26 protein-coding genes are annotated in these 24,289 nt (G+C 61.6%); 11 read left to right on the forward strand and 15 right to left on the reverse strand.

The window, feature by feature from the left end:
- Positions 1-7 precede the first annotated feature (7 nt).
- Positions 8-418, forward strand: coding sequence for an SRPBCC family protein (locus tag KGA96_RS14900; RefSeq protein ID WP_046043622.1), 411 nt, complete (start codon positions 8-10; stop codon positions 416-418).
- Positions 419-482: 64 nt separating this feature from the next.
- Here KGA96_RS14900 and KGA96_RS14905 read toward each other — a convergent pair whose 3' ends face one another.
- Positions 483-1,886 carry a sensor histidine kinase gene (locus KGA96_RS14905; RefSeq protein WP_046043624.1) on the reverse strand — a complete coding sequence of 468 codons (1,404 nt, stop codon included), beginning with the start codon at positions 1,884-1,886 and terminating at the stop codon, positions 483-485.
- Positions 1,864-2,547, reverse strand: coding sequence for a response regulator transcription factor (locus KGA96_RS14910; protein WP_046043625.1), 684 nt, complete (start codon positions 2,545-2,547; stop codon positions 1,864-1,866). Before KGA96_RS14910 ends, KGA96_RS14905 begins: the two co-directional genes overlap by 23 nt.
- A gap of 175 nt (positions 2,548-2,722) precedes the next feature.
- Between KGA96_RS14910 and KGA96_RS14915 the strand changes: the two genes are divergently transcribed.
- Positions 2,723-3,031: a hypothetical protein gene (locus KGA96_RS14915; protein ID WP_080925405.1), complete on the forward strand. Its 309-nt coding sequence runs from the start codon at positions 2,723-2,725 to the stop codon at positions 3,029-3,031.
- 28 nt (positions 3,032-3,059) lie between these two features.
- Here the strand turns inward: KGA96_RS14915 and KGA96_RS14920 are convergent, their stop codons facing one another.
- On the reverse strand, positions 3,060-3,665 hold the full coding sequence (locus KGA96_RS14920; protein ID WP_046043626.1) for a glutathione S-transferase: 606 nt from the start codon (positions 3,663-3,665) through the stop codon (positions 3,060-3,062).
- Positions 3,666-4,035: 370 nt separating this feature from the next.
- On the opposite strand from KGA96_RS14920, the gene KGA96_RS14925 reads away from it, so the two are divergent.
- From KGA96_RS14925 to KGA96_RS14935, 3 genes are all read left to right on the forward strand, one after another.
- Positions 4,036-4,440, forward strand: a complete 405-nt coding sequence (locus KGA96_RS14925) for a TraR/DksA family transcriptional regulator (RefSeq protein ID WP_007907888.1) — start codon at positions 4,036-4,038, stop codon at positions 4,438-4,440.
- 619 nt (positions 4,441-5,059) lie between these two features.
- Positions 5,060-6,283, forward strand: a complete 1,224-nt coding sequence (locus KGA96_RS14930; RefSeq protein ID WP_404942376.1) for a methyl-accepting chemotaxis protein — start codon at positions 5,060-5,062, stop codon at positions 6,281-6,283.
- Positions 6,284-6,412: 129 nt separating this feature from the next.
- Positions 6,413-6,616, forward strand: coding sequence for a hypothetical protein (locus KGA96_RS14935; RefSeq protein ID WP_046043627.1), 204 nt, complete (start codon positions 6,413-6,415; stop codon positions 6,614-6,616).
- Between the two features lie 5 nt (positions 6,617-6,621).
- On the opposite strand, the gene KGA96_RS14940 is transcribed toward KGA96_RS14935, so the two are convergent.
- The 3 genes from KGA96_RS14940 to KGA96_RS14950 all read right to left on the reverse strand — a co-directional run bounded on the left by KGA96_RS14940 (position 6,622) and on the right by KGA96_RS14950 (position 7,625).
- Positions 6,622-6,858, reverse strand: coding sequence for a DUF2789 domain-containing protein (locus KGA96_RS14940; protein ID WP_015094504.1), 237 nt, complete (start codon positions 6,856-6,858; stop codon positions 6,622-6,624).
- Positions 6,859-6,987: 129 nt separating this feature from the next.
- The gene (locus KGA96_RS14945) at positions 6,988-7,218 is read right to left on the reverse strand and encodes a hypothetical protein (protein ID WP_008052572.1); all 231 of its coding nucleotides are present in this window, start codon (positions 7,216-7,218) and stop codon (positions 6,988-6,990) included.
- A gap of 158 nt (positions 7,219-7,376) precedes the next feature.
- On the reverse strand, positions 7,377-7,625 hold the full coding sequence (locus tag KGA96_RS14950; protein WP_080925406.1) for a hypothetical protein: 249 nt from the start codon (positions 7,623-7,625) through the stop codon (positions 7,377-7,379).
- A 413-nt stretch (positions 7,626-8,038) separates the two neighbouring features.
- Between KGA96_RS14950 and KGA96_RS14955 the strand changes: the two genes are divergently transcribed.
- The 4 genes from KGA96_RS14955 to KGA96_RS14970 all read left to right on the forward strand — a co-directional run bounded on the left by KGA96_RS14955 (position 8,039) and on the right by KGA96_RS14970 (position 10,383).
- Complete coding sequence (locus KGA96_RS14955; RefSeq protein ID WP_007986246.1) at positions 8,039-8,509, forward strand: hypothetical protein; 471 nt, start codon at positions 8,039-8,041, stop codon at positions 8,507-8,509.
- Positions 8,509-8,712 carry a hypothetical protein gene (locus tag KGA96_RS14960; RefSeq protein WP_046043628.1) on the forward strand — a complete coding sequence of 68 codons (204 nt, stop codon included), beginning with the start codon at positions 8,509-8,511 and terminating at the stop codon, positions 8,710-8,712. Before KGA96_RS14955 ends, KGA96_RS14960 begins: the two co-directional genes overlap by 1 nt.
- Positions 8,713-8,830: 118 nt before the next feature.
- Positions 8,831-9,844, forward strand: coding sequence for an ABC transporter substrate-binding protein (locus tag KGA96_RS14965; RefSeq protein WP_046043629.1), 1,014 nt, complete (start codon positions 8,831-8,833; stop codon positions 9,842-9,844).
- A 101-nt stretch (positions 9,845-9,945) separates the two neighbouring features.
- Entirely contained in the window at positions 9,946-10,383 is a 438-nt protein-coding gene (locus KGA96_RS14970; RefSeq protein WP_046043631.1) for a DUF3995 domain-containing protein, read from the forward strand.
- A gap of 33 nt (positions 10,384-10,416) precedes the next feature.
- On the opposite strand, the gene KGA96_RS14975 is transcribed toward KGA96_RS14970, so the two are convergent.
- The 7 genes from KGA96_RS14975 to KGA96_RS15005 all read right to left on the reverse strand — a co-directional run bounded on the left by KGA96_RS14975 (position 10,417) and on the right by KGA96_RS15005 (position 17,697).
- Positions 10,417-10,779 (reverse strand): Na+/H+ antiporter subunit G, encoded by a 363-nt coding sequence (locus KGA96_RS14975; protein WP_046043633.1) that lies wholly within the window; start codon positions 10,777-10,779, stop codon positions 10,417-10,419.
- Complete coding sequence (locus KGA96_RS14980; RefSeq protein ID WP_007986253.1) at positions 10,776-11,054, reverse strand: K+/H+ antiporter subunit F; 279 nt, start codon at positions 11,052-11,054, stop codon at positions 10,776-10,778. Before KGA96_RS14980 ends, KGA96_RS14975 begins: the two co-directional genes overlap by 4 nt.
- Positions 11,051-11,539 carry a Na+/H+ antiporter subunit E gene (locus KGA96_RS14985; RefSeq protein WP_046043634.1) on the reverse strand — a complete coding sequence of 163 codons (489 nt, stop codon included), beginning with the start codon at positions 11,537-11,539 and terminating at the stop codon, positions 11,051-11,053. The genes KGA96_RS14980 and KGA96_RS14985 overlap by 4 nt, the downstream gene beginning before the upstream one ends.
- Positions 11,536-13,221: a monovalent cation/H+ antiporter subunit D gene (locus KGA96_RS14990; protein ID WP_223513408.1), complete on the reverse strand. Its 1,686-nt coding sequence runs from the start codon at positions 13,219-13,221 to the stop codon at positions 11,536-11,538. Before KGA96_RS14990 ends, KGA96_RS14985 begins: the two co-directional genes overlap by 4 nt.
- Positions 13,218-13,562, reverse strand: coding sequence for a Na+/H+ antiporter subunit C (locus KGA96_RS14995; RefSeq protein ID WP_007986256.1), 345 nt, complete (start codon positions 13,560-13,562; stop codon positions 13,218-13,220). The genes KGA96_RS14990 and KGA96_RS14995 overlap by 4 nt, the downstream gene beginning before the upstream one ends.
- Positions 13,562-16,480 carry a monovalent cation/H+ antiporter subunit A gene (locus tag KGA96_RS15000; RefSeq protein ID WP_046043638.1) on the reverse strand — a complete coding sequence of 973 codons (2,919 nt, stop codon included), beginning with the start codon at positions 16,478-16,480 and terminating at the stop codon, positions 13,562-13,564. The genes KGA96_RS14995 and KGA96_RS15000 overlap by 1 nt, the downstream gene beginning before the upstream one ends.
- A gap of 272 nt (positions 16,481-16,752) precedes the next feature.
- On the reverse strand, positions 16,753-17,697 hold the full coding sequence (locus tag KGA96_RS15005) for a DMT family transporter (protein WP_223513411.1): 945 nt from the start codon (positions 17,695-17,697) through the stop codon (positions 16,753-16,755).
- 84 nt (positions 17,698-17,781) lie between these two features.
- On the opposite strand from KGA96_RS15005, the gene KGA96_RS15010 reads away from it, so the two are divergent.
- Together KGA96_RS15010 and KGA96_RS15015 are read left to right on the forward strand one after the other, a co-directional pair.
- Positions 17,782-18,345 (forward strand): helix-turn-helix domain-containing protein, encoded by a 564-nt coding sequence (locus KGA96_RS15010; RefSeq protein ID WP_223513413.1) that lies wholly within the window; start codon positions 17,782-17,784, stop codon positions 18,343-18,345.
- 14 nt (positions 18,346-18,359) lie between these two features.
- Complete coding sequence (locus tag KGA96_RS15015; protein WP_223513416.1) at positions 18,360-19,766, forward strand: FAD/NAD(P)-binding protein; 1,407 nt, start codon at positions 18,360-18,362, stop codon at positions 19,764-19,766.
- 760 nt (positions 19,767-20,526) lie between these two features.
- On the opposite strand, the gene KGA96_RS15020 is transcribed toward KGA96_RS15015, so the two are convergent.
- Together KGA96_RS15020 and KGA96_RS15025 are read right to left on the reverse strand one after the other, a co-directional pair.
- A complete protein-coding gene (locus KGA96_RS15020; RefSeq protein WP_223513420.1) occupies positions 20,527-22,776 on the reverse strand; it encodes an Ig-like domain-containing protein in 2,250 nt (749 codons plus the stop codon).
- Positions 22,777-22,811: 35 nt separating this feature from the next.
- Positions 22,812-24,158 (reverse strand): hypothetical protein, encoded by a 1,347-nt coding sequence (locus KGA96_RS15025; RefSeq protein WP_223513423.1) that lies wholly within the window; start codon positions 24,156-24,158, stop codon positions 22,812-22,814.
- Between the last annotated feature and the right edge of the window lie 131 nt (positions 24,159-24,289).

Raw genomic sequence — 24,289 nt, forward strand, 5'->3', positions numbered from 1 at the left:
ACCCGATATGGCAACTGCATCAGCAACGATCGAAGTCCCGGCCTCGGCCGATCAGGTCTGGCAATTGATTGGCGGATTCAACTCGCTGCCGGACTGGATTCCGTTCATTCCCAAAAGCGAACTGAGCGAAGGCGGGCGGGTACGCCGGCTGGAAACCAGCGATGGCACGGTGGTGGTCGAGCGTTTGCAAGTGTTCGACAACGCGGCGAAAACCTACAGTTACTCGTTTGTGCATTCGCCATTTCCGGTGACTGATTATTTGGCGACGATCAAGGTTGAAGCGCTTGGCGAGCGTGCGCGGGTGACCTGGTCGGGCCGGTTTGAACCGGTTGGCGTGAGTGATGGGGAAGTGGAAGCGTTGTTTGCGGGTGTGTATCAGGGGGGAATTGAAGCGCTGCGGGCGCGTTATCCGGGCTGAAGCATTTGTCATGTGAATGGTAACTGTGGCGATCCGACAAGCCCCCCTCGCCACAGGTTTTGTGTCAGGCCTGGGTAATCAAGCCTTCCTGGCAGTCCAGCACCAGCCGCGCGCCACCCAGTTCGCTGCTGGCCACTTCCAGGGTAAAACCGTGCAGGCTGACAATCGCCGCGACGATGGACAGCCCCAGCCCGAAGCCGCTTTTATGATTGCCCGCCTCGGCGCGATAGAAGCGCTGGAACACCGCTTCACGTTCCGCCTCGGGAATGCCCGGGCCGGAATCGAGCACTTCGATACGCGTGTGCCCGCCATCATTGACCCCGCGCAAGATCACCGCGCCGCCGGGCGGGGTGAATTTGATCGAGTTGCTGAGCAGGTTCGCCACCGCTTCGAACATCAACGCACGGTCGCCATTGAGGGACGGCAATGACGCGGGCAGGTGCAGCTGGAACACCAAGCCGTCGTCTTCTGCCAGTGGCAGGTAGAACTCATGCAACTCTTGCAGCAACGCCACCGGGTCGACTTGCACGAAGCCGGAGCGACGCTGGCGGTCTTCCAGTTCGGAGATCCGCAGCAAGCCACGGAAACGCGCCATCAGCGTATCGGCCTCGGCCAGCACCAAGTCCAGTTGCATGGCCTGCGGCGAGCCTTCGCCGGCTTGCTGTTGCATGCGGTATAGCTGCGCGCGCAGGCGGGTCAGGGGCGTGCGAAGGTCATGGGCGATGTTGTCGCACACACCCTTGACCTCGTTCATCAAGCGCTCGATGCGTTCGAGCATGGCGTTGACGATGGCGGCGAGCATGTCCAGTTCGTCACGCCGATTGGACAGTGGCAAGCGCCGGCTCAGGTCGCCGGCGACGATGGCTTCGGCACTGGCCTGAATCCCGCGAATGCGCCGCAACGGGCGGCGGCGCAGCAAATACCAGCCGACAATGCCCGGCACGATGGTCAGGGTCACCCCCCAGAACAAGGCGTGAAGAATGATTCGGGTCACGGCGAACAATGATCCGTTGTCGCGCACCAGCACCAGCCAGCGGCCGTCGAGGGTGCGGGTCGCCACGGCGTCGCAGCTGTCGGCGGGCAGCGTCTGCTCGTCGCTGTCGTCGGAGGCGTCGCAATCGCGCAGCATGTAGATTTTGCCATCGAGCGGCAAACCGTCCGGAATGTAGCGCAGGGCGCCGCTGAGGTAACGGTGTTGGGCATCGAACAGGCCGTAGGCGTCGATGCCGCGGATGTCGAAGGTCATGCTGACGGCGAGGGCGTCCACCAGTTGCTCGCCAAAGAAGCGCGAAAACAGGTGCTGGCGTTGCATCAGCGAATGCTTGGCCAGGTTGTCCAGGTAAGCGGAAACCTCGTAGTACATGACTCCCATGAGGATCCCGCTCCAGATCACGAACAGCGAACTGTAGAGCGCCAGCAGACGGCTGCTGGAAGAGCGCCAGCCTTTAGACGGGTTCGGCAATGACATAACCCGAGCCTCGCACGGTCCGAATCAGTGGGGCATTGCCAGGTGGGTCGATCTTCTTGCGCAGACGGCCGATGTGTACGTCGATCAGGTTGGTGCCGGGGTCGAAGTGGTAACCCCAGACCTCTTCGAAAATCATCATCCGCGAGAGGATTTGCCCGGTATTGCGCATCAGGAATTCCAGCAGTTTGTATTCGGTGGGCAACAGCGTCAGCAGTTGACCGTCGCGGCTGGCTTCGTGGCTGATCAGGTTCAGCTCCAGATCCGCCACCCGCAGCGTGGTGGCCTGGGCGGTCACGGTGTTCTGCCGGCGCAGCAGGACTTCGACCCGGGCGGCCATTTCATCGGTGGCGAAGGGTTTGGTCAGGTAGTCGTCGCCGCCGGCACGCAGGCCGCGCACGCGCTCATCGACGTCGGACAGGGCGCTGATCATCAGGATCGGCGTGGCCACGCCCATGGTCCGCAGGGTGGTGACGATCGCCAGGCCATCGAGTTCGGGCAACATGCGGTCGAGGGTGATCAGGTCATAGTTGCCGTTGACCGCCCGCTCCAGCCCTTCGCGGCCATTGTCGACCCAGTCGACGTCGAGGCCGTGGCTACTCAGTTCGGCGACAATCTCCCGGGCGGTCACGGCGTCGTCTTCGATGGTCAAGATGCGGGTCATAGGGCTGGCCTGATAAGCAGTTCATTACGAAGTTGCGAGCATTTTGCCAAGAATTGCCCGCGACTTAATAAATTAACTTTCATCTAGCCGGGGTCGTAGTTCGCAACATTGATATCATTGGGCCATAACTTCAATAGGGTGCTGCATCGTGCGTAACTCGATCCGCTGTGGCTGGATGCCGATTTGTCTGTTGCTGTTCAGTGTTTTCAGTTCGCCTGCCTGGGCTGGCAATACACCCTGTTCCGGGAAGAAAGGTGGAATCGATCGATGCGACGGCGATCTGTTCCTGTGTAATGACGGCTCCATCAGTGGCTCGAAGAAAAGTTGCTCGGCAATGTTTGGCGGTAAAAGCCAGGCGCGACCGCAAACGTTGTTCCAGGACACGCAGGGTTGTTCCTGTGGCACCGGTTCGTTTTGTACCGGGCCCAGAGGCGGCGTTTATTGCCTGACCCCCAGTGGCAATAAAAGCTATAAACGCAAATAAACAATGCAGATCAGGCGAAATGACTCTGTCAGTCAATCGGCGTACTGGCAAACACCTCAAGCCCCTCGGCATACTTCGTGAACGCTGCGATTCGCGGAAACTGCGCCGCACTCACCTGGTCCGGCACCACCAGGTTGGTGAAGCTCCAGGCCACTGCCAACGTGATGCCGTCCTGATCAATCGAACCCTCAGTCTTCAGCGGCTGTTTTTCCAGCTCCCGCTCCAGCGCCGAATAGGCTCCCCTCAGCTGTCCTTCGACCCGCTGCACCCAAGGCTCGAATTGAATCTCCTCGGGCCGCAGGTTGCGCTCGTAGTAAAGCTGCACGGATTTTTCGCTGGCGGCCAGGGCCAGGCCGATCAGGCGCAACGCGCGCAGGCGCTGACTCGGCTCGACGGGCAACAGGCTGTTGCCGGCCAGGGTTTCCAGGTAGTCGATGATCAGTGTCGAGTCCATCAACACCTCACCGTCGTCGAGCACCAGGGTGGGCGCCTTGACCACCGGGTTGATCTGCTGGAATTGTTCAAAGTGGCGAAACACCGAGACCGATCGATGTTCCAGCGCGATTCCCAGGCATTTGGCAGAAATGGCGGTGCGCCTGACATAGGGCGAGTCCAACATACCGATCAGCTTCATGGTCCTTTCCTTTATATGGCCATTTCGGGAGGGACAACCTTAGCTGAGGTTCGCGGCCCTGCAAATGACCGTGAATAGTGCCCGATGCCAGCCGTTTGTCTTCTATATACAGCCGCTCGATTGAATTTCTTGCTATAAACGCACTCCGATTACCGCCTCAAAGCCTGCCTTAGAGCATTTTCAGGGCTTTGTCGGACAAATTCGCAGTCTTTTCAGTTGCTGAGGCCTCAAGTCGGCCGTAGACTGCCGCCCCTCGTAAATTGAGTGCCGGGTGGCGCTTGGAACAAACGGCGCCTTTCCGATGGCCTGACCAGGTCTGCCGGAACGCTCCCTTATTCGCCTTAATGCACGTTTTTTTATAGAGATATCAATGACCAAGGACAAGTTGCTGGCCATGCCGGCGGATGACTACATGAATGCCGAGCAACACGCTTTTTTCTCCGAGCTGTTGCAGAACATGAAAGTCGAAACCCATGAGCGCATCGAACAGAACCGCATTGCCATCGAAAGCCTGGACACCCCGGCCGATCCGGCAGACGCGGCTTCGGTCGAAGAAGAGCGCACCTGGCTGGTGAACGCGATCGATCGCGACCAGCGCATGCTGCCTCAGTTGGAACAAGCGCTGGAACGCATCAAGGAAGACAGCTTCGGCTGGTGCGACGACAGCGGCGAGGCGATTGGCCTCAAGCGCCTGCTGATCAGCCCGACCACCAAGTACTGCATCGAAGCTCAGGAACGTCACGAGCAAATCGACAAGCACCAGCGTCAGGCCTGATTCTGCGAGGCAGTCCATCAATATGGGCTGTCTTTGAAAAGATCGCAGCCTGCGCCAGCTCCTACGCAATTGAAGTAGGGTGCTGGCGCAGGCTGCGATCTTTGTTTTCTGCCGTCTTCGATTTCCCGGTTCTTCTATTGATCTGCTGCAACGTTCGCGACTAAAGGCTCATGGATAATGGCTTTATGGTGGCGTTTAATGCGAAGACAACAATTAGAAGCTTTACGGGGTGACGATGATGACGAGAGACGGGTCTCTGGTTGCGGCAGTGCCCGCACCCATGCTGTTGCCGAAAAACCGCTGGCTGACGCCAACGCTGCAAAGCATCGCCCTGATGCTGTTGTTAAGTGGCATGACGCTGGGCAAGTGGCCGCTCTACCTTGGCCTGCCCCTGGCCGTATTGATTGTCTGGCTGCCTCGCCTGCGCTCGCGCGCGTCCCCTGAGGCTGCTGCCCCCGCCAACCCCGATGCCATCGGCGAGTTGACTCGCGATCTTTCCTGCACCACCAGCCATAACGCACTGTCAGCCGCCGGTGTGGCGTTTTCGGTTCGGCAACTGGCGGACAAACTGCAATCGCAGCTCAAGGCGGCGGCACAGATCGTCAGCAATGCCGAGGTCATGATCGCCACGGAACAGGCCACCTCGACGCTCAGTCGCCAGGCGCTCAGTGCCGCCAGCGAGGCCCATCAAAGCGGAGTGGTCGGGCGTACGGAATTGATCGAGTCCATTGCGCGCATGCATCAGCTCAGCCAGCGCGCCAGCAACAGCCGTGAACTGATCGAAGCCTTGAGCCTGCGCAGCGATGATATCCAGCGGGTAACCCTGGTGATTCAATCCATCGCCAGCCAGACAAATTTGTTGGCGTTGAACGCAGCGATAGAAGCGGCGCGGGCGGGGGAGCACGGTCGCGGGTTTGCCGTGGTGGCCGACGAGGTTCGCGGGCTCGCCGCACGCACGGCGACCGCTACGGGGGAGGTGGGCGAAATGGTGGCCGACATCCAGCATCGCACGGCGCAGGTGGTGGAGCAGATCCGCCAACTGTCCAGCGACCTGGACTCCGGTGTCGACCAGGTAGAACGCACGGGGCAGCACCTGGAGAACATTGCCCGACTGGCGGCTAGCGTCGAGTCCCAGGTCGGAGAAATCGCCCAAGGGGCAGACATCAACCGTGAGCAACTCGACAGCCTGTTTCACGCCATCGAACAGATGCGCAGCGATCTGGTGGTCAGCGACCAGCAGACTCAGCGCCTGGCCCAGGCTGCGGCGCAAATGGAAGGGCAAGCCGAAACCATCAGCGAGCGTCTTGCCGAAGTGGGGCTGGATGACTATCACCAGCGCATCTATGACCTGGCCCGGGACGCCGCGAGCCAGATTGCAGCGCGTTTCGAAGCGGATATCGATGCCGGTCGAGTCAGTCTCGACGATCTGTTCGACCGCAATTATCAGGTCATCCCCAATACCAGCCCCGCCAAGTACCAGACGCGTTTCGATCGCTACACCGATCAGGTTTTGCCAGCGATTCAAGAGCCGTTGTTACCGCGTCACGAAGGATTGGTGTTCGCCATCGCCTGCACCCAACAGGGTTATGTGCCGACCCATAACAAGGTGTTCAGCCAGCCTTTGACGGGAGATGCGCAGGTCGATGCCTTGCAGAACCGGACAAAACGCAAGTTCGCTGACCGCACCGGGATCCGCTGCGGCAGCCATCAGAAGGCCGTGCTGCTGCAAACCTATACCCGTGATACCGGCGAGTTGATGCACGATCTTTCGGTGCCGATCATGCTCAAGGGCCGGCATTGGGGTGGTTTGCGCCTGGGCTACAAACCGGAAAAGCCGCGCTAGAAACGCCGTGCTACCAGGTGATTGTTGCAAATTCTGCAATTAACCTGTGCAGGGTATTGCTGTTTCCTCGCCGAAAAACTAATTAACATGCCTACTAATTAGGTTGCTAATGAAGTTCGGGAGGTCAGCATGCAAGGCAAAGTTGATGTCGCGGTCATGATCGGCAGCGGGGTACCTGCCAATCTTCGCTCCATGGGACGCAAGGTTTGCTGGGTCGTGCTGCTCAATGGCGAACGCCGGGGCACGGCGTTCTCCAGTCGCGACGAAGCGCAAGAGTGCAAGGCCGCCTGGCTGGCGCAATTGAGCGCCGAAACGCCCGGCAGCCTGCATTGAGGTTGTCAGTGGGTCTGGTGCATGCGCAGGTTCAGGTCGTCGACCACCCGCGCCCAGTCGGCGTCTTCGCGAAGTTGTTCCTTGAGGAAGCCGGCCTGTTGCGGTGACCAGAACTCGGCGTCGATGAGTTTCTTGTCGTCAGGCAGGAAATGGCCGGCAATGAAGTCGTCGATCGCTTTCTGGCTGGAGTCCAGGCCGAGTTGGTCGAACAGGCCTTTCAAGTCGTGGGTCGGTGATTCCATCTTCATCTCCTTGCAGGTCATCAGTCGGGTCGAGGGACGAGGCGCACCGTGGATTCGAGGGCGCCGCACCGGTAGGGTTCGATCACGATGTTCAAGTGCAACAATGAGCATAGACCGCCAACCCGACCATCAGGCGTTCAATGCACCCGCATCGACCGCGGCCTTCAGTTCCCGGGCCGATTCCTGGGCCGCAATGGCGGCGACATCCGGGGTTTTGAACCAGCGATCCTTTTCGACCTGGTGATAGGTCACGGTCTTGAGCGGTGGTTTGGCGCGCATGACAATCACGGCCTGGAATTCACCCTCGACTTCTCTGGCTTCACCCCGGATAAAAAACTCGCCGATATCAAATTCCGTCACGTTGCAGACTTCCCTTGGAAATACATTGTTGTCAACGCAACCCGATTTTTTTGCGGATCCGTTTTATTGGGCGGGCAGTATGGCAGCAGTTGCCCGTCGACGGCTGAGATAAGTCGGCGGGCAGACGAAACGTCGATAGAAGCGAGCGCGGTGGGATGTCAACCGTGTGATTCAAGAAACCGGGCGAGGGCACAGGCTTCGTTATGATTAGCTCGGAAACCTCTTACACAGCCTGTAGAAATATCCTTGATGTGAAAGAAGGCGATCCCCGCCATTACCACCTGAAATCGCGGGCGGGGCGGGGCATCGGGAGCCGGTTCATGAAGGCAGAACCGTGTCGGGTGCGGGGTCGGTGCTGGTTTCGAGTCAGGCACCAGGGGATAGGCAAAGTGTGTCAGCGTGCACATATGAAGTCCTTTTCATTGTTTTACCGACGTATGTACGTCGTTTTGGCTAGTCGCCAAGAGCATCGCTGCTCTAGAATCACCCTCACTGGTGGGTGAATGATGTTTATCTAAAGCAATTTTTTGCGGACGATATGTAGGAAAAGTTTTTTTCTTGATGAGATTTTTCCCCGAAGTTGATAGTCCATAATTTTCTGGCAGCAGGAAGGGTGTTTTCCTTCAGCCTGTGACGAACACCAGTCAGGACGACGCGAGTGACGTTCCAGTAGTCTTCTCAATCTTCGTGATGAATGAGTGCACTGCTCATTCAGGGCTTCAACCCGGGTTCTTTGGCTACACCTTCGGCATTGCCGCTTTTTTGGCTGTGCGTTCATTTTTCGCGCACGGCACCATTATTCAGATGTGGGGATGTTTCCTTGGCAGTAAGTAATCTCGATATGCATGCTTTGTTTGTGCTGGGTGATTTGCGCGCAAAGCTGGTCAAGCAGTTTCAGTCACGTTTCGTTTACATCACCGAACAGAACGCTGAAGGCATTTATATTGCCGAAATCGACACCGAATCAGCCCTGGTGGTGGACGACAAGCCCGGACTCAAGCTCAAGGTCGGCGACCATTTCAGCGCGTCCGTGCTGCCCAGTCGCGAAGGCGGCAAGCTGGACATCAAGTTCCGCGACATCAAGCTGACGGTTTACGGAATTGGCGACTACGCCTTCGTGACCACGGCCGACGGCCAGGGGATCGTGTTCAAGGAAGGTCACAGCGTGGTGATGGTGTTCGCTGCCCATCAACAGTTGCAGGAAGGCCTGACCAAGACCCTCAAGGCCGTGACCGCCAAGGCGGCCAAGTGGCGCAAGGGCGAGCTGGTGACCTTCAAGGCCAGCGAGTGATGTCCCTGACCCGCGCCGACTTCCACGAACAGAACCTGGCCAGCGCTCAAGACGAAGCGCGGCGGCTGTTCGGGCAGAAGACCATTCTGCAGGGAACCTGGCTGAACTGGGTGGCGTCACAGCTTTACCAACTGCAACCGGCGCCATACGCCAGCATGGTCAGACGAGAGCTGATGCGTTTGCAGGAAACTTGCGAAAACTGATCCACGCACCTCGAAAGCAGCAACCTCTACTACAGTCAGTGGACTGAGTATTCAGAGGCTTTGCGGTCTACTGCCAGGCCATCCTGCTATTGCTGAGAACAGCACGAGGTGCAAAAGCATGAACGGATTTCGACGGTTGCTGGCCGCTGTCCTGGCCACTTTCGGTGTGCTGGCGACACCTGTCCCGGTGTCTGCCGCCCAGGCGCCGATCCACTTCGCCGACCTGAACTGGGAAAGCGGTAGCCTGATTACCGATGTCCTGCGCATCATTGTCGAGAAGGGCTACGGGCTGTCGACCGACACCTTGCCGGGCACCACCATCACCCTGGAAACCGCGCTGGCCAACAATGACATCCAGGTCATCGGCGAAGAGTGGGCCGGTCGCAGCCCGGTGTGGGTCAAGGCGGAAGCCGAAGGCAAGGTCGTCAGCCTCGGCGACACGGTCAAGGGTGCTACCGAAGGTTGGTGGGTGCCGGAGTATGTGATCAAGGGCGATCCGGCCAAGGGCATCAAGCCGCTGGCGCCGGACCTGCGCAGTGTCAGCGACCTGCCGAAATACAAAGACGTGTTCAAGGATCCGGAAGCCCCGACCAAGGGACGTTTCCTCAACAGCCCTATCGGCTGGACCTCGGAAGTGGTCAACAAGCAGAAGCTCAAGGCATATGGGCTGGACGACAGCTACGTGAACTTCCGCAGCGGTTCGGGCGCGGCACTGGATGCCGAGATCAGTTCGTCAATTCATCGTGGCAAGCCGGTGCTGTTTTACTACTGGTCGCCCACGCCGTTGCTCGGCCGCTTCAAGCTGATTCAACTCGAAGAGCCACCGTTCGACGCCGAAGCCTGGAAGACCTTGACCGACGCCGACAACCCCGATCCACGGCCGACCCGTTCCCTGGCCTCCAAGTTGTCGATCGGTGTGTCCACTCCCTTCCAGAAGCAATATCCGCAGATAGCCGAGTTCTTTGCCAAGGTCGAGTTTCCGATCGATCCGCTAAACAAGGCGCTGGCCGAGATGAGCGAGAAACATACACCGCCGCGCCAGGCGGCCGAGGCGTTCATGAAGGCCCATCCGGACGTCTGGCGGGCCTGGCTGTCCAAGGACGTGGCGGATAAAGTCTCCGCCGGAATGTGAGCTGGCGCCGGTATGAGTAATTGGTCTTGCACTCGGCCGCGCACTTCAGGAAAAGCCGACTAGCCTGTTCTGTTCATATCCCTTTCAAGGATCTCTGAACCATGACCCTGTTGTTGGCTCAGTCGCTGGTGACGATCTTCGCCGTGATCAGTCTGGTGCATGTGTATTGGGCGTTGGGTGGCGAGTGGGCGGCGGTGGCGGCGGTCCCGCAGGTACCACAGGAGGGTACTGCGCAACTGAGGCCGGCGTTCAAGCCAAGAGGCTGGATCACGCTGGTGGTGGCCGGGCTATTGCTGTTGATTGCCGTGCTGGTGTGCTTGCGGGTGGGTTGGTGCCTGCCACCCTTGCATCACTGGTCGTTGCAGTGGGTGATCAGCGCGATTGCGATTTTGCTGTTTGCCCGGGCCATTGGCGATTCGGACCTGGTGGGTTTTTTCAAAGAGGTCAAAGGCTCGAAGTTCGCCCGGCTCGACACCTGGGTTTACTCGCCGTTGTGTGTGGTGCTGGGGGCAGGGTTGTTGGCGGTGGCCTGGGTCTGAGACAGGCCGGTCCAGTCAATACTAATCCTTGGTCTAACTACCGCTCTCCGTCCGCCGGCTGCTCACTTCGGCCGGCACATCATCCCCGGCCATGCGTTTGCGAAACAGGGCCGCCCGGGCCAGCAGCAAGGTCGTCACCGGCACGGTAATCGCCAGCAGGATCGGAATCAGCCAGGCGTGCAATACCGGCGCGGACTTGAGCGTCGAAAAGTAGATGATCGAAGCCAGCGCCACGCACCAGGTCCCGAGCGTCGAGGCCAGGGCCGGTGGGTGCATGCGCTGGAAGTAGTCCTTCATGCGCAGCAGGCCCGTGGCGCCGATCAATGCAAACAGGCTGCCGAGCACCAGCAGGATCGCCACCGGGATCTCCACCCACAACGACAATGGCGTATTCATTCGATCACCTCACCACGCAGCAGGAATTTCGCCAGGGCGAAGGAGCCGACGAAACCGAACAGGGCGATCAGCAGCGCCGCCTCGAAGTAGGTGTCACTGGCATAGCGAATACCCAACGCCAGCATCATCAGCATCGCGACGATGTACAGGTAGTCCAGCGCCAGAACCCGGTCCTGGGCCGATGGCCCCTTGAACAGGCGGATCAGGGTCAGGATCATCGCCAGGGAAAAGAAGAACAGGCTCAGCAGGATCGCGTTCGACAGCAACGGGCTCATTCGAAGATCTCCATCAACGGACGTTCGTAGGTCGTCTTGAAGTGCTGGATGAACAGCGCCTCGTCGTCCAGGTCGAAGACGTGCAACAGCAGAATGCTGCGGTCCAGCGCCAGCTCCGACCAGACCGTACCGGGCACCACCGTGGTGATCATCGACAGCGCAGCCAGGCCGTTGGCGTCACGCAAGTCCAGCGGCACCTTGATGAATTGCGAGCGGGGCGGGCGGCGACCGGCATTGAGCACGCTCCAGGCCACGGCGAGGTTGGACACCAGCACATCGCGCCCGACCAGCAGGACCAGGCGCAGGATTACCCAGGGACGACGGATGCGCACCGGCAACGGACGCAGTCTGCGCATCATCAATGGCGCACAGAACCCCAGCGCAGCACCCAGCAGCAGGTTGCCGGGACTGATAGACAGGTTCAGCAGGAGCCACAGCAGCCACAGGGCCAGCGACAGCAGCGGTGCCGGAAACAGGCGCGTCATGGTTGCACCTCCTGCGGGGCCGCTACGGCCGATGGGTTCGGTACGACGCGCGTGTCGAGCACTGCCATCACGTATTGCTGCGGGTTGTACAAGGCATCGGCGGCGGCCTGGGTGTAGCGCAGCAGCGGATCGGCCTTGAAGGTCAGCGCAATGCTCAAGCCCAGCAGGGCGAAGATCGGTACGCATTCCAAGCGTCGCAGCAGGGGCGATGGCCGTTCCGCTGGCGTCCAGAAGCGCTGGATACCCAGGCGCGAGAACGCGATCAGCGATGCCAGCCCGGACACGATCAACAGCACTAGCAGGCCCCACGCGGCGTTGGAAATCGGTGCATCGCCGCTGTTGCCCAAGCCCAAGGGATTGAGCAGGGCACCGATCAAACCGAGTTTTCCGATAAAGCCCGAGAGCGGCGGCATGCCGATGATCAACAAGGCGCAGGCGATGAAGCTCAGGCCGAGAAACGCCATGGTCCAGGGAATCACCTGGCCGACCACGGCTTTCTGGTCGTCGTCGAGGTTGGTGCCTTTGGGTGGGTGCAGGGATTCCAGTGGCCGGGGCAGCAGTTCGGCTTCATCTTCGAGCAGGATTTCGTTGGCCGAGCGCGAGCGCTCGATCAGTTCGGCCAGCAGGAACAGGGCGCTCAACGCCAGGGTGGAACTGAACAGATAGAACAGCGCCGCGCCGACCAGGTTCGGCTGGGAGAAACCGATGGTCGACAACAGGATGCCCGCTGACACCAGGATGCTCAGGCTGGCCATGCGCTCCAGGCGTTGTGCGGCGAGGGTCGCAATGGCGGCGCAGACGATGGTCGCCATGCCGCCGTAGATCAGCCAGTCGCCGCCAAAGAAAGCCGAAGTCCCGGCCTTGGCGGAGAACAGCAGCGTCCACAGGCGCAGCAAGGTGTAGACGCCGACCTTGGTCATGATCGCGAACATCGCCGCCACCGGGGCGCTGGCCGAGGAATAGGCCGGCACCAGCCAGAAGTTCAGCGGCCACATGCCGGCCTTGGCCAGGAACGCGATGGCCAGGATCCCCGCGCCGGCGTGAAGCAAGCCGCGATCAGCTTCGGACACCAGCGGGATTTTCACCGCCAGGTCGGCCATGTTCAGCGTGCCGGTGACCCCATAGATCAGCGCCGCGCCAATCAGGAACAGCGACGAGGCCAGCAGGTTGATCGAGATGTAATGCAGCCCCGACGACACCCGCGCCCGGCCCGAGCCGTGGAGCATCAACCCGTAGGACGCGGCCAGCAACACCTCGAAGAACACGAACAGGTTGAACAGGTCAGCGGTGAGGAACGCGCCGTAAAGGCCCATCAACTGGATCTGGAACAGCGCGTGAAAACTCGAGCCTGCGCTGTCCCAGCGTGCCATGGCAAACAGCAGGGCACTGACGCCGATGATGCCGGTCAGCACCAGCATCAGCGCCGACAGGCGATCGACCACCAGCACCAGGCCGAACGGCACTTGCCAGTTGCTCGGCAGGTACACACCGATGGAACCGGGCACGCCGGTGGTCTGTGTCCATTGCAACAATGCCAGGGCAATGCCCAGCCCGAGCAGGCTGGAGAACAGATTGATCTTCGCCTTGAGCGGCCGGTGCTTCTCGCCGAGCATCAGCATGATCGCGGCGGTCAGCAGCGGCAGCAGAATGGGTGCGACGATCAGGTGAGTCATCGCCATCATTCCTTGGGCTCCCGGCCATCCACATGGTCAGTGCCGGTCAGGCCCCGGGAGGCCAGCAGCACCACCAGGAACAACGCGGTCATGGCGAAGCTGATGACGATCGCCGTGAGTACCAGTGCCTGCGGCAGCGGGTCGGTGTAGTGCAACAGATCCTGCGGCACGCCGTCTTTGATGATCGGTTCCTTGCCGATGAACAGGCTGCCCATGCTGAAGATGAACAGATTGACGCCGTAGGACAGCAGGCACAGGCCCATGACCACCTGGAACGTCCGTGGGCGCAGGATCAGCCAGACGCCGGACGCGGCCAGTACGCCGATGGCGATTGCGATGACTTCTTCCATCAGACGGCTCCTTTGGCGGCAACGGATCTGGGCTGGGCGGCGGTTTTGTGGCCGCGCACCGATTGGTGGGCAAGGGCGGTGAGGATCAACAGGGTCGAACCGACCACCACGCCGTACACGCCGATGTCGAAGAACAGCGCGCTGGCCAGGTGAATGTCACCCAGCAGCGGCAACGAAAAATGCCAGGTGTGGGTGGTCAGGAACGGATAGCCGACCAGCATCGCCCCCAGCCCGGTGGCCGTGGCAATCATCAGTCCCGTACCCATCCAGCGCAGTGGCCGCAGGCTCATTTGCGCCTCGACCCACTGCGTGCCGGCGACCATGTATTGCAGGATGAACGCCACCGACATCACCAGCCCGGCGACAAAGCCGCCGCCCGGTTGATTGTGCCCGCGCATGAACAGGTAGAACGACACCACCAGCGCCACCGGCAACAGCAGGCGCACCAGCACCGCCGGCACCATCATGAAGCCGAGGGCGGTGTCGCTGGCGTGGCGCGGGTTGACCAGGTCGGTGACCACGTCCGGGGCGAGCAGGCGTTGCTGGGCCGGTAGTTGAAGGCTTTCTTTCGGTGGGCGGAAACGGCGTAGCAGGGCATACACGGTCAGGGCCACGGCCACCAGCACGGTGATTTCACCGAGGGTGTCGAAACCACGGAAATCCACCAGCATCACGTTGACCACGTTGCTGCCACCGCCTTCGGGCAAGGCGCGACTCAGGTAGAACGAGGAAATGTCGTTGGGGGTCTGGCGCGTCAGCATGGCGTAGGCCAGCAGCGCCATGCCGACACCGACCGAGGTCGACAGCAGCAAGTCGCGGATACGCCGCACCCGCGCTCGACGCAGACTGCCCGGTAACGGCGAGACTTCTTCGATCCGCCGTGGCAGCCAGCGCAGGCCAAGCAGGATCAGCACCGTGGTCACCACTTCGACCGCCAGTTGGGTCAGGGCCAGGTCCGGCGCGGAAAACCAGACGAAGGTGACGCAGGTCATCAGGCCGCAGACGCTGACCATGGTCAGGGCCGCGAGCCGGTGGTACTTGGCCTGATAGGCCGCGCCGAGGGCGCAGGCGATGGCCAGCAACCACAAGGTGACGAACACGATCGACCCGGGAATTTTCGGCCGGTCACCCCAGTGAAGGCTGCTGTGCAGCATGGGGATCAACCCGGCCAGTACGGCGGCGAACACCACCAGGAACAACTGCATTTGCAGGCGCCGGGTGCCAATCCTGGGCTCCAGGCGACGGGCCAGGCGGATGATGGCGACCAGCGCGTATTCGAACAGGTGCTTGCCGTCCAGGCGACCGATGACGGGCAGACGGTCGAAGCGCCCGCGCTTGAATTGATTGCGCAGCAGCAGATAAAGCACGGAGCCGCAGGACAAGGCGATCAGGCTCATGATCATCGGCGCGTTCAGGCCGTGCCAGATGGCCAGGCTGTACTCGGGCAGCGTGCCGCCAACCACCGGTTGCGCCGCCGCCGCGAGCAGCGGGCCGACTATCTGGGCCGGGAAGATCCCCACCAGCAGGCAAGTGAATACCAGCAATTCCACCGGTGCGCGCATCCAGCGCGGTGGCTCGTGGGGCGTGTGGGGCAGGTCGGTCGCGGGCGGACCGAAGAACACATCCACGGTGAAACGCAGGGAGTAGGCGACGCTGAAGGTACCGGCAATGGTTGCCACGATCGGCAAGCTCAGTTCGACCCAGCGCGTGGCATTGATGAACACGGTTTCGGCGAAGAACATCTCTTTGGACAGGAAACCGTTGAGCAACGGCACGCCGGCCATCGAGGCGCTGGCGACCATGGCCAGGGTGGCGGTAAACGGCATCAACTTGTATAGGCCGCTGAGTTTGCGGATATCGCGGGTGCCACTTTCGTGGTCGATGATGCCGGCGGCCATGAACAACGAGGCCTTGAACGTCGCGTGGTTGAGGATGTGGAACACTGCGGCGACGGCGGCCAGGGGGCTGTTCAAGCCGAGCAACAGGGTGATCAGGCCCAGGTGGCTGATGGTCGAGTAGGCCAGCAATCCCTTGAGGTCGTTCTGGAACATCGCGCAATACGCCCCGAGCAACAGGGTGCAGGCGCCGGCGCCGCTGACGATGTAGAACCACTCTTCACTGCCCGACAGCGACGGCCATAGCCGCGCGAGCAGGAAGACCCCGGCCTTGACCATGGTCGCCGAGTGCAAATACGCCGACACGGGCGTCGGCGCGGCCATGGCGTGGGGCAGCCAGAAGTGAAAGGGAAACTGCGCACTTTTGCTCAGGGCGCCGATCAGGATCAGGGGCAACAGGATCGGGTAGAGGGCATGGGCGCGAATCAGGTTGCCGGCGGCCAGGACCTTGTCCAGGTCATAGCTGCCGACCACATGGCCGAGCAGCATGACCCCCGCCAGCAGGCACAAACCGCCTGCACCGGTCACCATCAGCGCCATGTAGGCACCGCGCCGGGCATCGGCGCGATGGTGCCAGTAGCCGATCAACAGGAACGAGAAGAGGCTGGTCAGCTCCCAGAAAAACACGATCTGGATCAGGTTGCCGGAAATCACCAGCCCGAGCATGGCGCCCATGAAGGCCAGGAAAAACGCGAAGAATCGCGGCACCGGATCGTTCGGCGACATGTAGTAGCGGGCGTACAGCGAAACCAGGGTGCCGATGCCCAGCACCAGCATGGAGAACAGCCAGGCGAAACCGTCCATGCGCAGGACGAAGTTCAGGCCCAGGCTGGGCAGCCATGAAAACTCTTCGCGAATGACGCCGCCATCGGCGATCTGCGGGTACAGGAAGGCGACCTGAAGAGTACCAATCAGGGCGATCAGGCCAGCCAGCAGGGATTCGGCGTTACGTGCATTGTGCGGCAACACGGCCGCCAAACAGCTGCCTATGAAAGGCAGAAGCAGTAGAACTATCAGGGACATAGGCTTCTAATCTGCGGAAGTTTGTGAAGCATTATACGTGCCAGCTCCCGGATCAACAAACGCCAAGCTGTCGCAGAATCCTACACGGTAGACGGAAATGCCCTGATTCACATTGTTTCTGGTTGAGGGGTTCGCCTGTGCCGACGCTTTCGCGAGCAAGCCCGCTCCCACAGTGTCCGCGTCGTTCACAAATTATGTGAACAACTCTGAACCTGTGGGAGCGGGCTTGCTCGCGATGGCGGTCTATCTGGCAATGCAGAGTTTGCGGTTTATCACTGTGTTTCCTGCTCCTGCTCCTGCTCCTGCTCCAGTTCCTGCTCAGCCGCCTTACCCTTGGTCTTCAATTCACTGACAATCACTGCCACTACAATCAACCCGGCCCCGACCAGGGCAATGGCCGGCAAGCGTTCCCCGGCAATGCGCCCGACAATCCCGGCCCATACCGGCTCGCCGGCATAGATCAGCGTGGCGCGGGTCGGTGACACGCTTTTCTGTGCCCAGTTCATTGCCACCTGAATCGCCGCACTTGCTGCCCCAAGTCCCAGCGCGCTGCACAGCAGCAACCAGGAGAAGTCCGGAATCGCCTCGTTGGTCGGCACCACCATCAGGAACGACAGCGCTGAAGTGACCGCCAATTGCACCACCGTCACCCGGCGCACATCGACTTGGCCGGCATAGGTGCTGATCAGGATGATCTCCGCCGCAATGGCCACGGCGCTGATCAAGGTGGCGATTTCACCGGGGCTGAAATTGAACGACGCACCGGACGGCCCGGACAGCAGCATCAACCCGGTAAAAGCCAGCATGATGCCGATGCTCGGCATCAACCCCGGACGCCGCCCCAGCACCAGCCATTGCAGCAACGGCACAAACGGGACGTACAGCGCGGTAATGAATGCCGATTGGCTGCTGGGAATGCTCTGCAACCCGACCGTCTGCAAGCCGTAGCCGAGCATGATCGCCACGCCGATAAACGTCCCGGCCTTGAGTTCGAACAGGGTCAGGTCGCGCAGGTGACGCCAGGAAAACAGGGCGACGATGCTCGCGGCGGCGGCAAAGCGCAGGCCGACGAAAAACATCGGGCCGCTGACAGTCATCGCATGCTGTACCAGCAGGAAGGTACCGCCCCAGACCATCGTGATCAGCACCAGCACGCATTCGGCCTTGCTGAACCTTGTAAAACGGGAGGAAGCCTTTGGGGAGTTCGCCGACGTCATGACCTTGCACGCTACTGGAGGGGGACGCACAATGCGTCGTATGTTGCGCAGTATACTGCCCAACCCCACTCAGTGAGCAATATAGTGCACAAAGATTCTACCCAACGGGCATCGGTCCTCCAGCACGTCAGTCAAAATGTCCGTCGTTTGCGCCATGCCGCCGACCTGAGCCAGACGGCGCTGGCGGAAAAGTCCGGTGTCAGCCGTCGCATGCTGGTGGCGATCGAGGCGGGGGAAAAGAACGTCAGCCTGACCACCCTCGATCGCGTCGCCGAAGCCCTCGACGTCGCCTTCAGTGATTTGATCCAGGCCCCCGACGCCCGCGATACCAGCCGTATCAACGAGCTGGCCTGGACCGGCACCATCCCCGGCAGCAGAGCGGTGTTGCTCTCCAAGGCCCACGCCAGCCGTGAAGTCGAGCAGTGGGAATGGTGCCTGCAACCGGGCGAGGTGTATCCGTCGGAGCCGGATGCCGATGGCTGGAGCGAGCAGATTTATGTCTTCGAAGGTTGCCTGACCGTTATGCTCGGCGACCAGGCGCAGAATATCGCGGCGGGTGAATTCTTCATGTTCGCCAGCAACCAACCGCACTGTTATCGCAACGACGGGGCGGTGGCGGCGAAGTTTGTGCGTAATGTGGTGATCTGAACAGGGAGTGCACGATGGGCCAGAGCTTGATCAATGACGCCGACATCCTGATTGTCGGCGGCGGCCTCAGTGGCGCGATGCTGGCGGCGCAGTTGATGCGTTTGCCGGGCCGGCGCCGGGTGCTGGTGATCGAGCCCCGGGCCGAGTTGGGCCGGGGCGAAGCCTACAGCGCGGTGGAACTGGGCCATACCCTTAACGGCAATGCGGCGCGGATGAGTGTCGACCCGGACAACGCCGACGACCTGACCCAATGGTTGACCGAGTACATCGAGGCGGGCGGCTGGCCGGAGTCGGATCAGCAACACGTGCCGATCAGCGAGCTGTTTCCGCCACGGGGGATTTTCGGCCTGTACGCCCGGCAGCGCCTGGCACAAGCGCAGGCGGTGGGCGCCTTGAACGGTTCGACGGTCGAGCATGTGCAGGCCGAAGTGGTCGATTTGCAAGCCGATGCCGACGCCGTGCGGTTGACCTTGAGCGACAGCCGATGCGTGCAGGGCGCTTTTGCAGTACTGGCCACCGGGATGTTTCCCGCCGCGCGCACGCCACAAACCCGGTCCAGCGGCTTGAATGCGGCGGCCCTCGATCCGTGGGACGTGGCGGCCATGCAACGGCTCGATCCGCAATCGACAGTCATGATCATCGGCTCGGGCCTGACCATGGTCGACGCCGTGGTGTCCCTGGAACAGGCCGGGCATCGTGGCCCGATCGAAGTGTTTTCCCGTCATGGCCTGCTGCCCCATGTGCGTCGCCAGCCACCGGCCTGGGTGGACTTTCTCGCCGAGGATCAGAGCATCCGCACACCCCGCCAGTTAATGCGCGAACTGCGTCGGCACTGCCGGGACGCCATCGCCCAGGGCATCGACTGGCAGGCGCCACTGGACACGGTGCGGGCACACATCGGCCGCTTGTGGCATCAGGCGACGGATGTGCAGCGCCGGCAGTTCGTGCGGCATGTGCGGCCGTGGTGGGAAAGCCATCACCACCGCTCGCCACCCTTGAGCGCCGAACTGGTGGAGCGCTTGTATAAAGAAGGGCGGTTGCGTATTCACGCAGCCTCTTACCAGGGCCTTGAGCCATCGCTGAATGGCGAGGTGAGTATTCGCCTTCGACGGCGCGGCGAGGCGCAGACCTGCGTGGTCAGTGGTGCAGCCCTGATCAACTCTAGCGGTATCGAATACGACTGGCGCCGGGTCGCGCGGCCGTTGCCCCGGCAACTGCTCGCCCGTGGCCTGGTCCGACCGGGGCCGTTGGCTCTGGGCATCGCCGCAGAGGTCGATGGCGCGGTCCTGAACGCCGAGGGCCAGCCCGCCAGTCGCCTGTTTGCCATGGGCCCGCCGTTGCGCGGAATGTGGTGGGAAAGTACCGCCGTCACCGATGTGGCGAGCCAGGCCAAGGCGTTGGCCGAGCGGCTGGTGGGCTAGTCGTCCCTTTAACACACCGCGCAGTCAGCGCCTCTTGCCAGTGTGCCACTGACGGGACTCGTCGATCAGGTTGTGGGTCTGAGTGCATATCCGTTTCCTTAGTAACGGCGGCTTATGGTTTCGCCCTTACGGCGAGTCCCTTTTGGCAGACGCCCCAAAAGGAACCAAAAGGTCTCGCCCCGAACGTACGGCCCCTCGCTTGGGCTCGGGGTTCCTTCGCTCCGGCATTCATCCGGGGGCATCGCCTCCGGTCGGCTTCGCTCGACCTCCTCTCGATGTGTTCGGCTTCGCCGAACGGCGCTGCGCGCCTACCCCCGGATGAACGCCTCCACTCAGCCTTCCGAGGGGGCGGGTGGATCAAGATCAAAAGCTGCAGGCGAGCTAACGCTCGGCCTGATGAGTGGTGAAGAGCATTGGTGTACGCCGCTCTGCCTTTGTTTTCTGTAGGAGCGAGCCTGCTCGCGATGGCGGCCTGCCAGCCGATCGAAATCTTTCAGATGTACTGAGTACCTGTGGGAGCGAGCTTGGTCCGGGCGGCGTTCCGACGATGGCGGCATACGAGCCAACCATTCACTTGCAGTTGTCCCAGCCCATTGGATTGAGCTTGGTTGGGCACTGCTCCAGTGATGGTAGCCAGACCACCGCTGGGTTGCTTCCATCAATGCACTCGGTAAAAAAACCGCGGCCCCCACCCGAGGCCGCAGTTATCCATAGGGTTCAAGCCTGCCCCATCAACCAACGTGGCTAATGGGGCGCAGGCTTAGTTGGCGATCACCGGCACCGTCCGCACGGAGCCTTGGGACGAGGTGATCGTGGCGGTCGGGTTCGCCGACGGAACGACCGTGGTGGTGTTGTTCACCGTCAACCGCCAGCGACCGTTCACCGGTACGGTGGTGGTGCCCAGGGTGACCAGCCCGGTCGGCGTGGTGACCTTGATGGTGATGGTGTTGCCGGTGGTCACCGATGAGGTGCCGGCAAAGTTCCAGGTGAAGCGGTTATTGGAGCGGGCGCTCACCGTTGCGGTGGTCACTGCGAAGGTTTCCGCTGCAGGCCGTGGCGAGACCTGCACCGTGACCGTGGCCGGCGACGTCGACTGGGCGCCGAAACTGTCCCGGGCGATGTAGGTGAAGGTTGTGGTGAAGGCCGTGGTGAAGGTGGCCGGTGGGGTATAGGTGAGCACCGTGCCGTTACTGCTGACGGTGCCGCGATTTGCCGGTGGCTGAGTGAAGCTGGCGACCGCGAGTGGCACATTGCCTTCTGGGTCGGTGTCGTTGGCCAGCACGTTGATTGGAATCGCCACACCCAGTGTCGTGACGGCATCGGCGACTGCCACCGGAGGCCGGTTAGGCGCCACGGTAATGGTCACGGTTGCCGCTGTCGTCGAGGCCAGGCCTTTGACGTCCTGGGCCTTGTAGGTGAAGGTCGTGGTCAGTGGCGCGTTGACGACAGCGGGAGGGGTGTAGACCACCGCCGTAGTGCCGCTCAATGCCACGGAGCCCTGGTCGGTGGCCGGTTGGGTCAGCGCGGTAATGCTTAGCGGCGTATTGCCGTCCGGGTCCCTGTCGTTGGCCAGCAGGTTGAGGGTGATCGGCACGCCGAAGCTGGTGCCGCCGGTATCGGCGACGGAGATCGGTGCCTGGTTCGCACCGGTGTCCGGCGCCGTGCCCACGACGACAACGGGCTCGGTGTCACTGCCGCCGGCGGCGGATTTGACCGTAACGGTTGCAGGGGGTTGGGTCAGGTCAGCCACCGTCAGGCGTTGCAGGATTCCGGTTTTCGACAGCCGCCCGTAACCTTGGGCGACCATGTCCGGTACCACCACTTCGTCCGTGGAGGTGGCCTCGATCAGCAGGCTGTGGTTGCTCCAGCTGTAACGGGCGGTCTGGATTTTCACCACGTCCGAGAGCTTGCTCGACACCGCGGTCGGGCGGGTGGTCCCGGCGGGGTTGGTGGCGGTGACTACCACGACCGGCGGCACCGTTCCGTTGGCCAGCAGATGCTGGGCGAAGAACACGCCGTTGTTGTCGCTCACCATGTTGGTCTGGCAAGGCGACACAGGCGGGCCGGGGACCAGGGCGATGCTTTCGCGAAAGCACAGGGTCGAACCGTTGGCGGCTTTGGCAAACACTTCGACCCGGGTGTTGTTGCCGCCGGTGCCGGCTATGCGGCGGTAGGTGGCACGGGTCATGTCCACCGCGGTTTGCGCGCGGTTGTCGAGCACCTTGCCGGACAGGGTGAAGAGGTTGGTCTGGAGGGTCCCGGCCGGACCCTGGATGCGCACGAAGTTGGTGTTGTTGGGGCTGCCGGTCACGGCTTCGGTGAGGTTGGGGTCGCCGACGAAGGTTTCGACAGCGCCGGTGTCCGGGTTCACCTCGGTGTAGGGGCCGTTGACGCTGCGCAGGAACGGCCCGATCGCACCGTTGACCGCACCGCTGAAAACCCCCGGCGCACCGATGCCGACGTCCCTGGTGATGTTGATCGCCCGGCGGCCGGGGGTGGTGACGTTGACCGTTTCCACGCCATAGGGATGGGTAATGGTGTAGGTCCCGGCAATGGGAATGTTCACCCGCAGACGAATCCGCGCGAAGCTGATCTGGTCGCCATCGAGCGGGTTGCCGCCGGCAAATGCAGCCTCGATCCCGGCGACATAGGCGTCCATACCGTAGCCGGCGGTGTTGTTGGGGATGCTGGTCTCGGCAAGGAACCAGAAGGCTTCGTCTGGCCAGTTATCCGGGAACACCATCGGCAGGGTGTCGTCGAAAATGCCCGGCGTCGGCAGCAGGGTGCACATGTAGGCCGGTGGCACGCTGGCTCCCACCCGCGAACTGGCGGCGCGTGACTGGCACAGCTCCATCGACAGCAGATTCTTGTCCTGGTACCAGATCGGGAATTTCCCGGTGGCAAAGGTGTAAGGGCCGGGATCGACGGCGGCGAGTTGCGCGAAAGCACTGCCGGTGAGCGATAGAGTCAGTCCCAGGGCGTTGAGCGCCAGGCGTGGCCGTTTGTTCATGATGCCTCCTGATGAGGATCTGGGCATGTGGGCGTTCATTGCACGATGACCACTTCTTCGGTATCGCTGCCGCCATTGGAGGACGACACACGAACCTGGGCTGGCGGAATCGGCGAGATGCCGGTGGCCAGGCTTTTCACTGCGCCGTCACCACTCAGGGCGCCGATGGCGATGCCGGTGCCGGAGGTAGCGGTGAGCACCGGTGGCGACGTTTCATCACTTGTGGAGGCCACGATGGTGATTTGCCCGGTGCTCAGGCTGTACTCGGCGCGTGAGATCGTCACCAGGTCGGTCAGCGGCATGGGCAGGGTTGTCGGCGTACTGCTGGCGATGGCCAGGTGGTTGTCGGCGGTCACCTGCAAGGTGCTCGGCAGCGTCGGATTGTTCGGCGACTGCGCATACCAGTGGCCGGTGGTGTTCGCTTCGGTGAAGTTCAACACCGGATTGTTGCTGTCCAGGGTCACGGTGGCCGGTGGCGGCGGGGCCATCACGAACACGTCCTGCTGGGCCACCGGGGCGCTGGTGCCAGCTTGTCGCGAGTAGGTGCTGCGCTCGGCGATTACCGGGGTCGGCCGGACTACCTTCGACAACTTGCCCGATACGGCGAAGAGGTTGGTGCGCAAGTCCAGACCATTGGGGCCTTCGATGCGCACGTAGTTGGTGTTGAACGGGCTGCCGGTGACGGCTTCGGTGAGGTTCGGATCGCCAACGAACTGTTCGGCCTGGCCAGTGCTCGGGTTGGTCTCGGCGTAGGGTCCATTGACGCTGCGCAGGAACGGCCCGACTTCGCCCTTGAGCGCGCCATTGTAGGTTTTTGGCGCACCGATACCGATGTCCCGGGTCATGTTGATCGCCCGCCGGCCGGGAGTGTCGACGTTGAACACTTCGACGCCGTAGGGGTGGGTGATGACGTAAGTGCCGGCGGTGGGCACGTCGATGCGAACACGAATACGGGCGAAGCTGATCTGGTCACCGTCCAGTGGATCCCCACCACTGAAGGCTGCTTCGAGCGCCGAGACATAAGTCAGGTCAATGCCTCGGGCGGCATCGACAATGGTCGTTTCGCCAGTGGCCCAGAACGCTTCGTCGGGGAAATTGGTCGGGAAGACCAACGGTTGGGTGTCATCGAAAATGCCGGGATTAGGGATCAGCGAGCACATGTAAGTCGGGGCGCCTGGTGCGCTGGCAACCCTGGAACTGACAGCCTTTGATAAACACAGGTCAAGGGTTCGGCCATGGCTGTCTTGATACCAGGAGGCGAAGTTGCCATTGGCTGGCAGGTAGGGTCCGGGATCTACGGCAAACAGCGCTGCCTGGGCAATGCCTTGGGCTAGAGCGGTCATAACCAGGGCAGTCGCGGTTTTGCACAGTAACGGGTGCATGAGTATTCCCTCTGTCGAAGTACCTGCCCCTTGGGGTGGGCCAGTTGGCATGGGTGTTTGGCAACTTCCATACCAATCGGCGAAAACGCCCGTAAGAAGCCCGCAGTAAAGGCCTTGGCGCAATCGTTGGC

The sequence above is a fragment of the Pseudomonas sp. GL-R-26 genome, from assembly GCF_019947365.1.
GTDB lineage: Bacteria > Pseudomonadota > Gammaproteobacteria > Pseudomonadales > Pseudomonadaceae > Aquipseudomonas.

Bases quoted from the DNA above. Each gene is read 5' to 3' on its own strand.
- KGA96_RS14900 (WP_046043622.1), top strand. From the start codon at position 8: ATGGCAACTGCATCAGCAACGATCGAAGTCCCGGCCTCGGCCGATCAG.
- KGA96_RS14905 (WP_046043624.1), bottom strand. From the start codon at position 1,886: ATGTCATTGCCGAACCCGTCTAAAGGCTGGCGCTCTTCCAGCAGCCGT.
- KGA96_RS14910 (WP_046043625.1), bottom strand. From the start codon at position 2,547: ATGACCCGCATCTTGACCATCGAAGACGACGCCGTGACCGCCCGGGAG.
- KGA96_RS14915 (WP_080925405.1), top strand. From the start codon at position 2,723: ATGCCGATTTGTCTGTTGCTGTTCAGTGTTTTCAGTTCGCCTGCCTGG.
- KGA96_RS14920 (WP_046043626.1), bottom strand. From the start codon at position 3,665: ATGAAGCTGATCGGTATGTTGGACTCGCCCTATGTCAGGCGCACCGCC.
- KGA96_RS14925 (WP_007907888.1), top strand. From the start codon at position 4,036: ATGACCAAGGACAAGTTGCTGGCCATGCCGGCGGATGACTACATGAAT.
- KGA96_RS14930 (WP_404942376.1), top strand. From the start codon at position 5,060: ATGATCGCCACGGAACAGGCCACCTCGACGCTCAGTCGCCAGGCGCTC.
- KGA96_RS14935 (WP_046043627.1), top strand. From the start codon at position 6,413: ATGCAAGGCAAAGTTGATGTCGCGGTCATGATCGGCAGCGGGGTACCT.
- KGA96_RS14940 (WP_015094504.1), bottom strand. From the start codon at position 6,858: ATGGAATCACCGACCCACGACTTGAAAGGCCTGTTCGACCAACTCGGC.
- KGA96_RS14950 (WP_080925406.1), bottom strand. From the start codon at position 7,625: ATGTGCACGCTGACACACTTTGCCTATCCCCTGGTGCCTGACTCGAAA.
- KGA96_RS14960 (WP_046043628.1), top strand. From the start codon at position 8,509: ATGTCCCTGACCCGCGCCGACTTCCACGAACAGAACCTGGCCAGCGCT.
- KGA96_RS14965 (WP_046043629.1), top strand. From the start codon at position 8,831: ATGAACGGATTTCGACGGTTGCTGGCCGCTGTCCTGGCCACTTTCGGT.
- KGA96_RS14970 (WP_046043631.1), top strand. From the start codon at position 9,946: ATGACCCTGTTGTTGGCTCAGTCGCTGGTGACGATCTTCGCCGTGATC.
- KGA96_RS14975 (WP_046043633.1), bottom strand. From the start codon at position 10,779: ATGAATACGCCATTGTCGTTGTGGGTGGAGATCCCGGTGGCGATCCTG.
- KGA96_RS14980 (WP_007986253.1), bottom strand. From the start codon at position 11,054: ATGAGCCCGTTGCTGTCGAACGCGATCCTGCTGAGCCTGTTCTTCTTT.
- KGA96_RS14985 (WP_046043634.1), bottom strand. From the start codon at position 11,539: ATGACGCGCCTGTTTCCGGCACCGCTGCTGTCGCTGGCCCTGTGGCTG.
- KGA96_RS14990 (WP_223513408.1), bottom strand. From the start codon at position 13,221: ATGATGGCGATGACTCACCTGATCGTCGCACCCATTCTGCTGCCGCTG.
- KGA96_RS14995 (WP_007986256.1), bottom strand. From the start codon at position 13,562: ATGGAAGAAGTCATCGCAATCGCCATCGGCGTACTGGCCGCGTCCGGC.
- KGA96_RS15000 (WP_046043638.1), bottom strand. From the start codon at position 16,480: ATGTCCCTGATAGTTCTACTGCTTCTGCCTTTCATAGGCAGCTGTTTG.
- KGA96_RS15005 (WP_223513411.1), bottom strand. From the start codon at position 17,697: ATGACGTCGGCGAACTCCCCAAAGGCTTCCTCCCGTTTTACAAGGTTC.
- KGA96_RS15015 (WP_223513416.1), top strand. From the start codon at position 18,360: ATGGGCCAGAGCTTGATCAATGACGCCGACATCCTGATTGTCGGCGGC.
- KGA96_RS15020 (WP_223513420.1), bottom strand. From the start codon at position 22,776: ATGAACAAACGGCCACGCCTGGCGCTCAACGCCCTGGGACTGACTCTA.
- KGA96_RS15025 (WP_223513423.1), bottom strand. From the start codon at position 24,158: ATGCACCCGTTACTGTGCAAAACCGCGACTGCCCTGGTTATGACCGCT.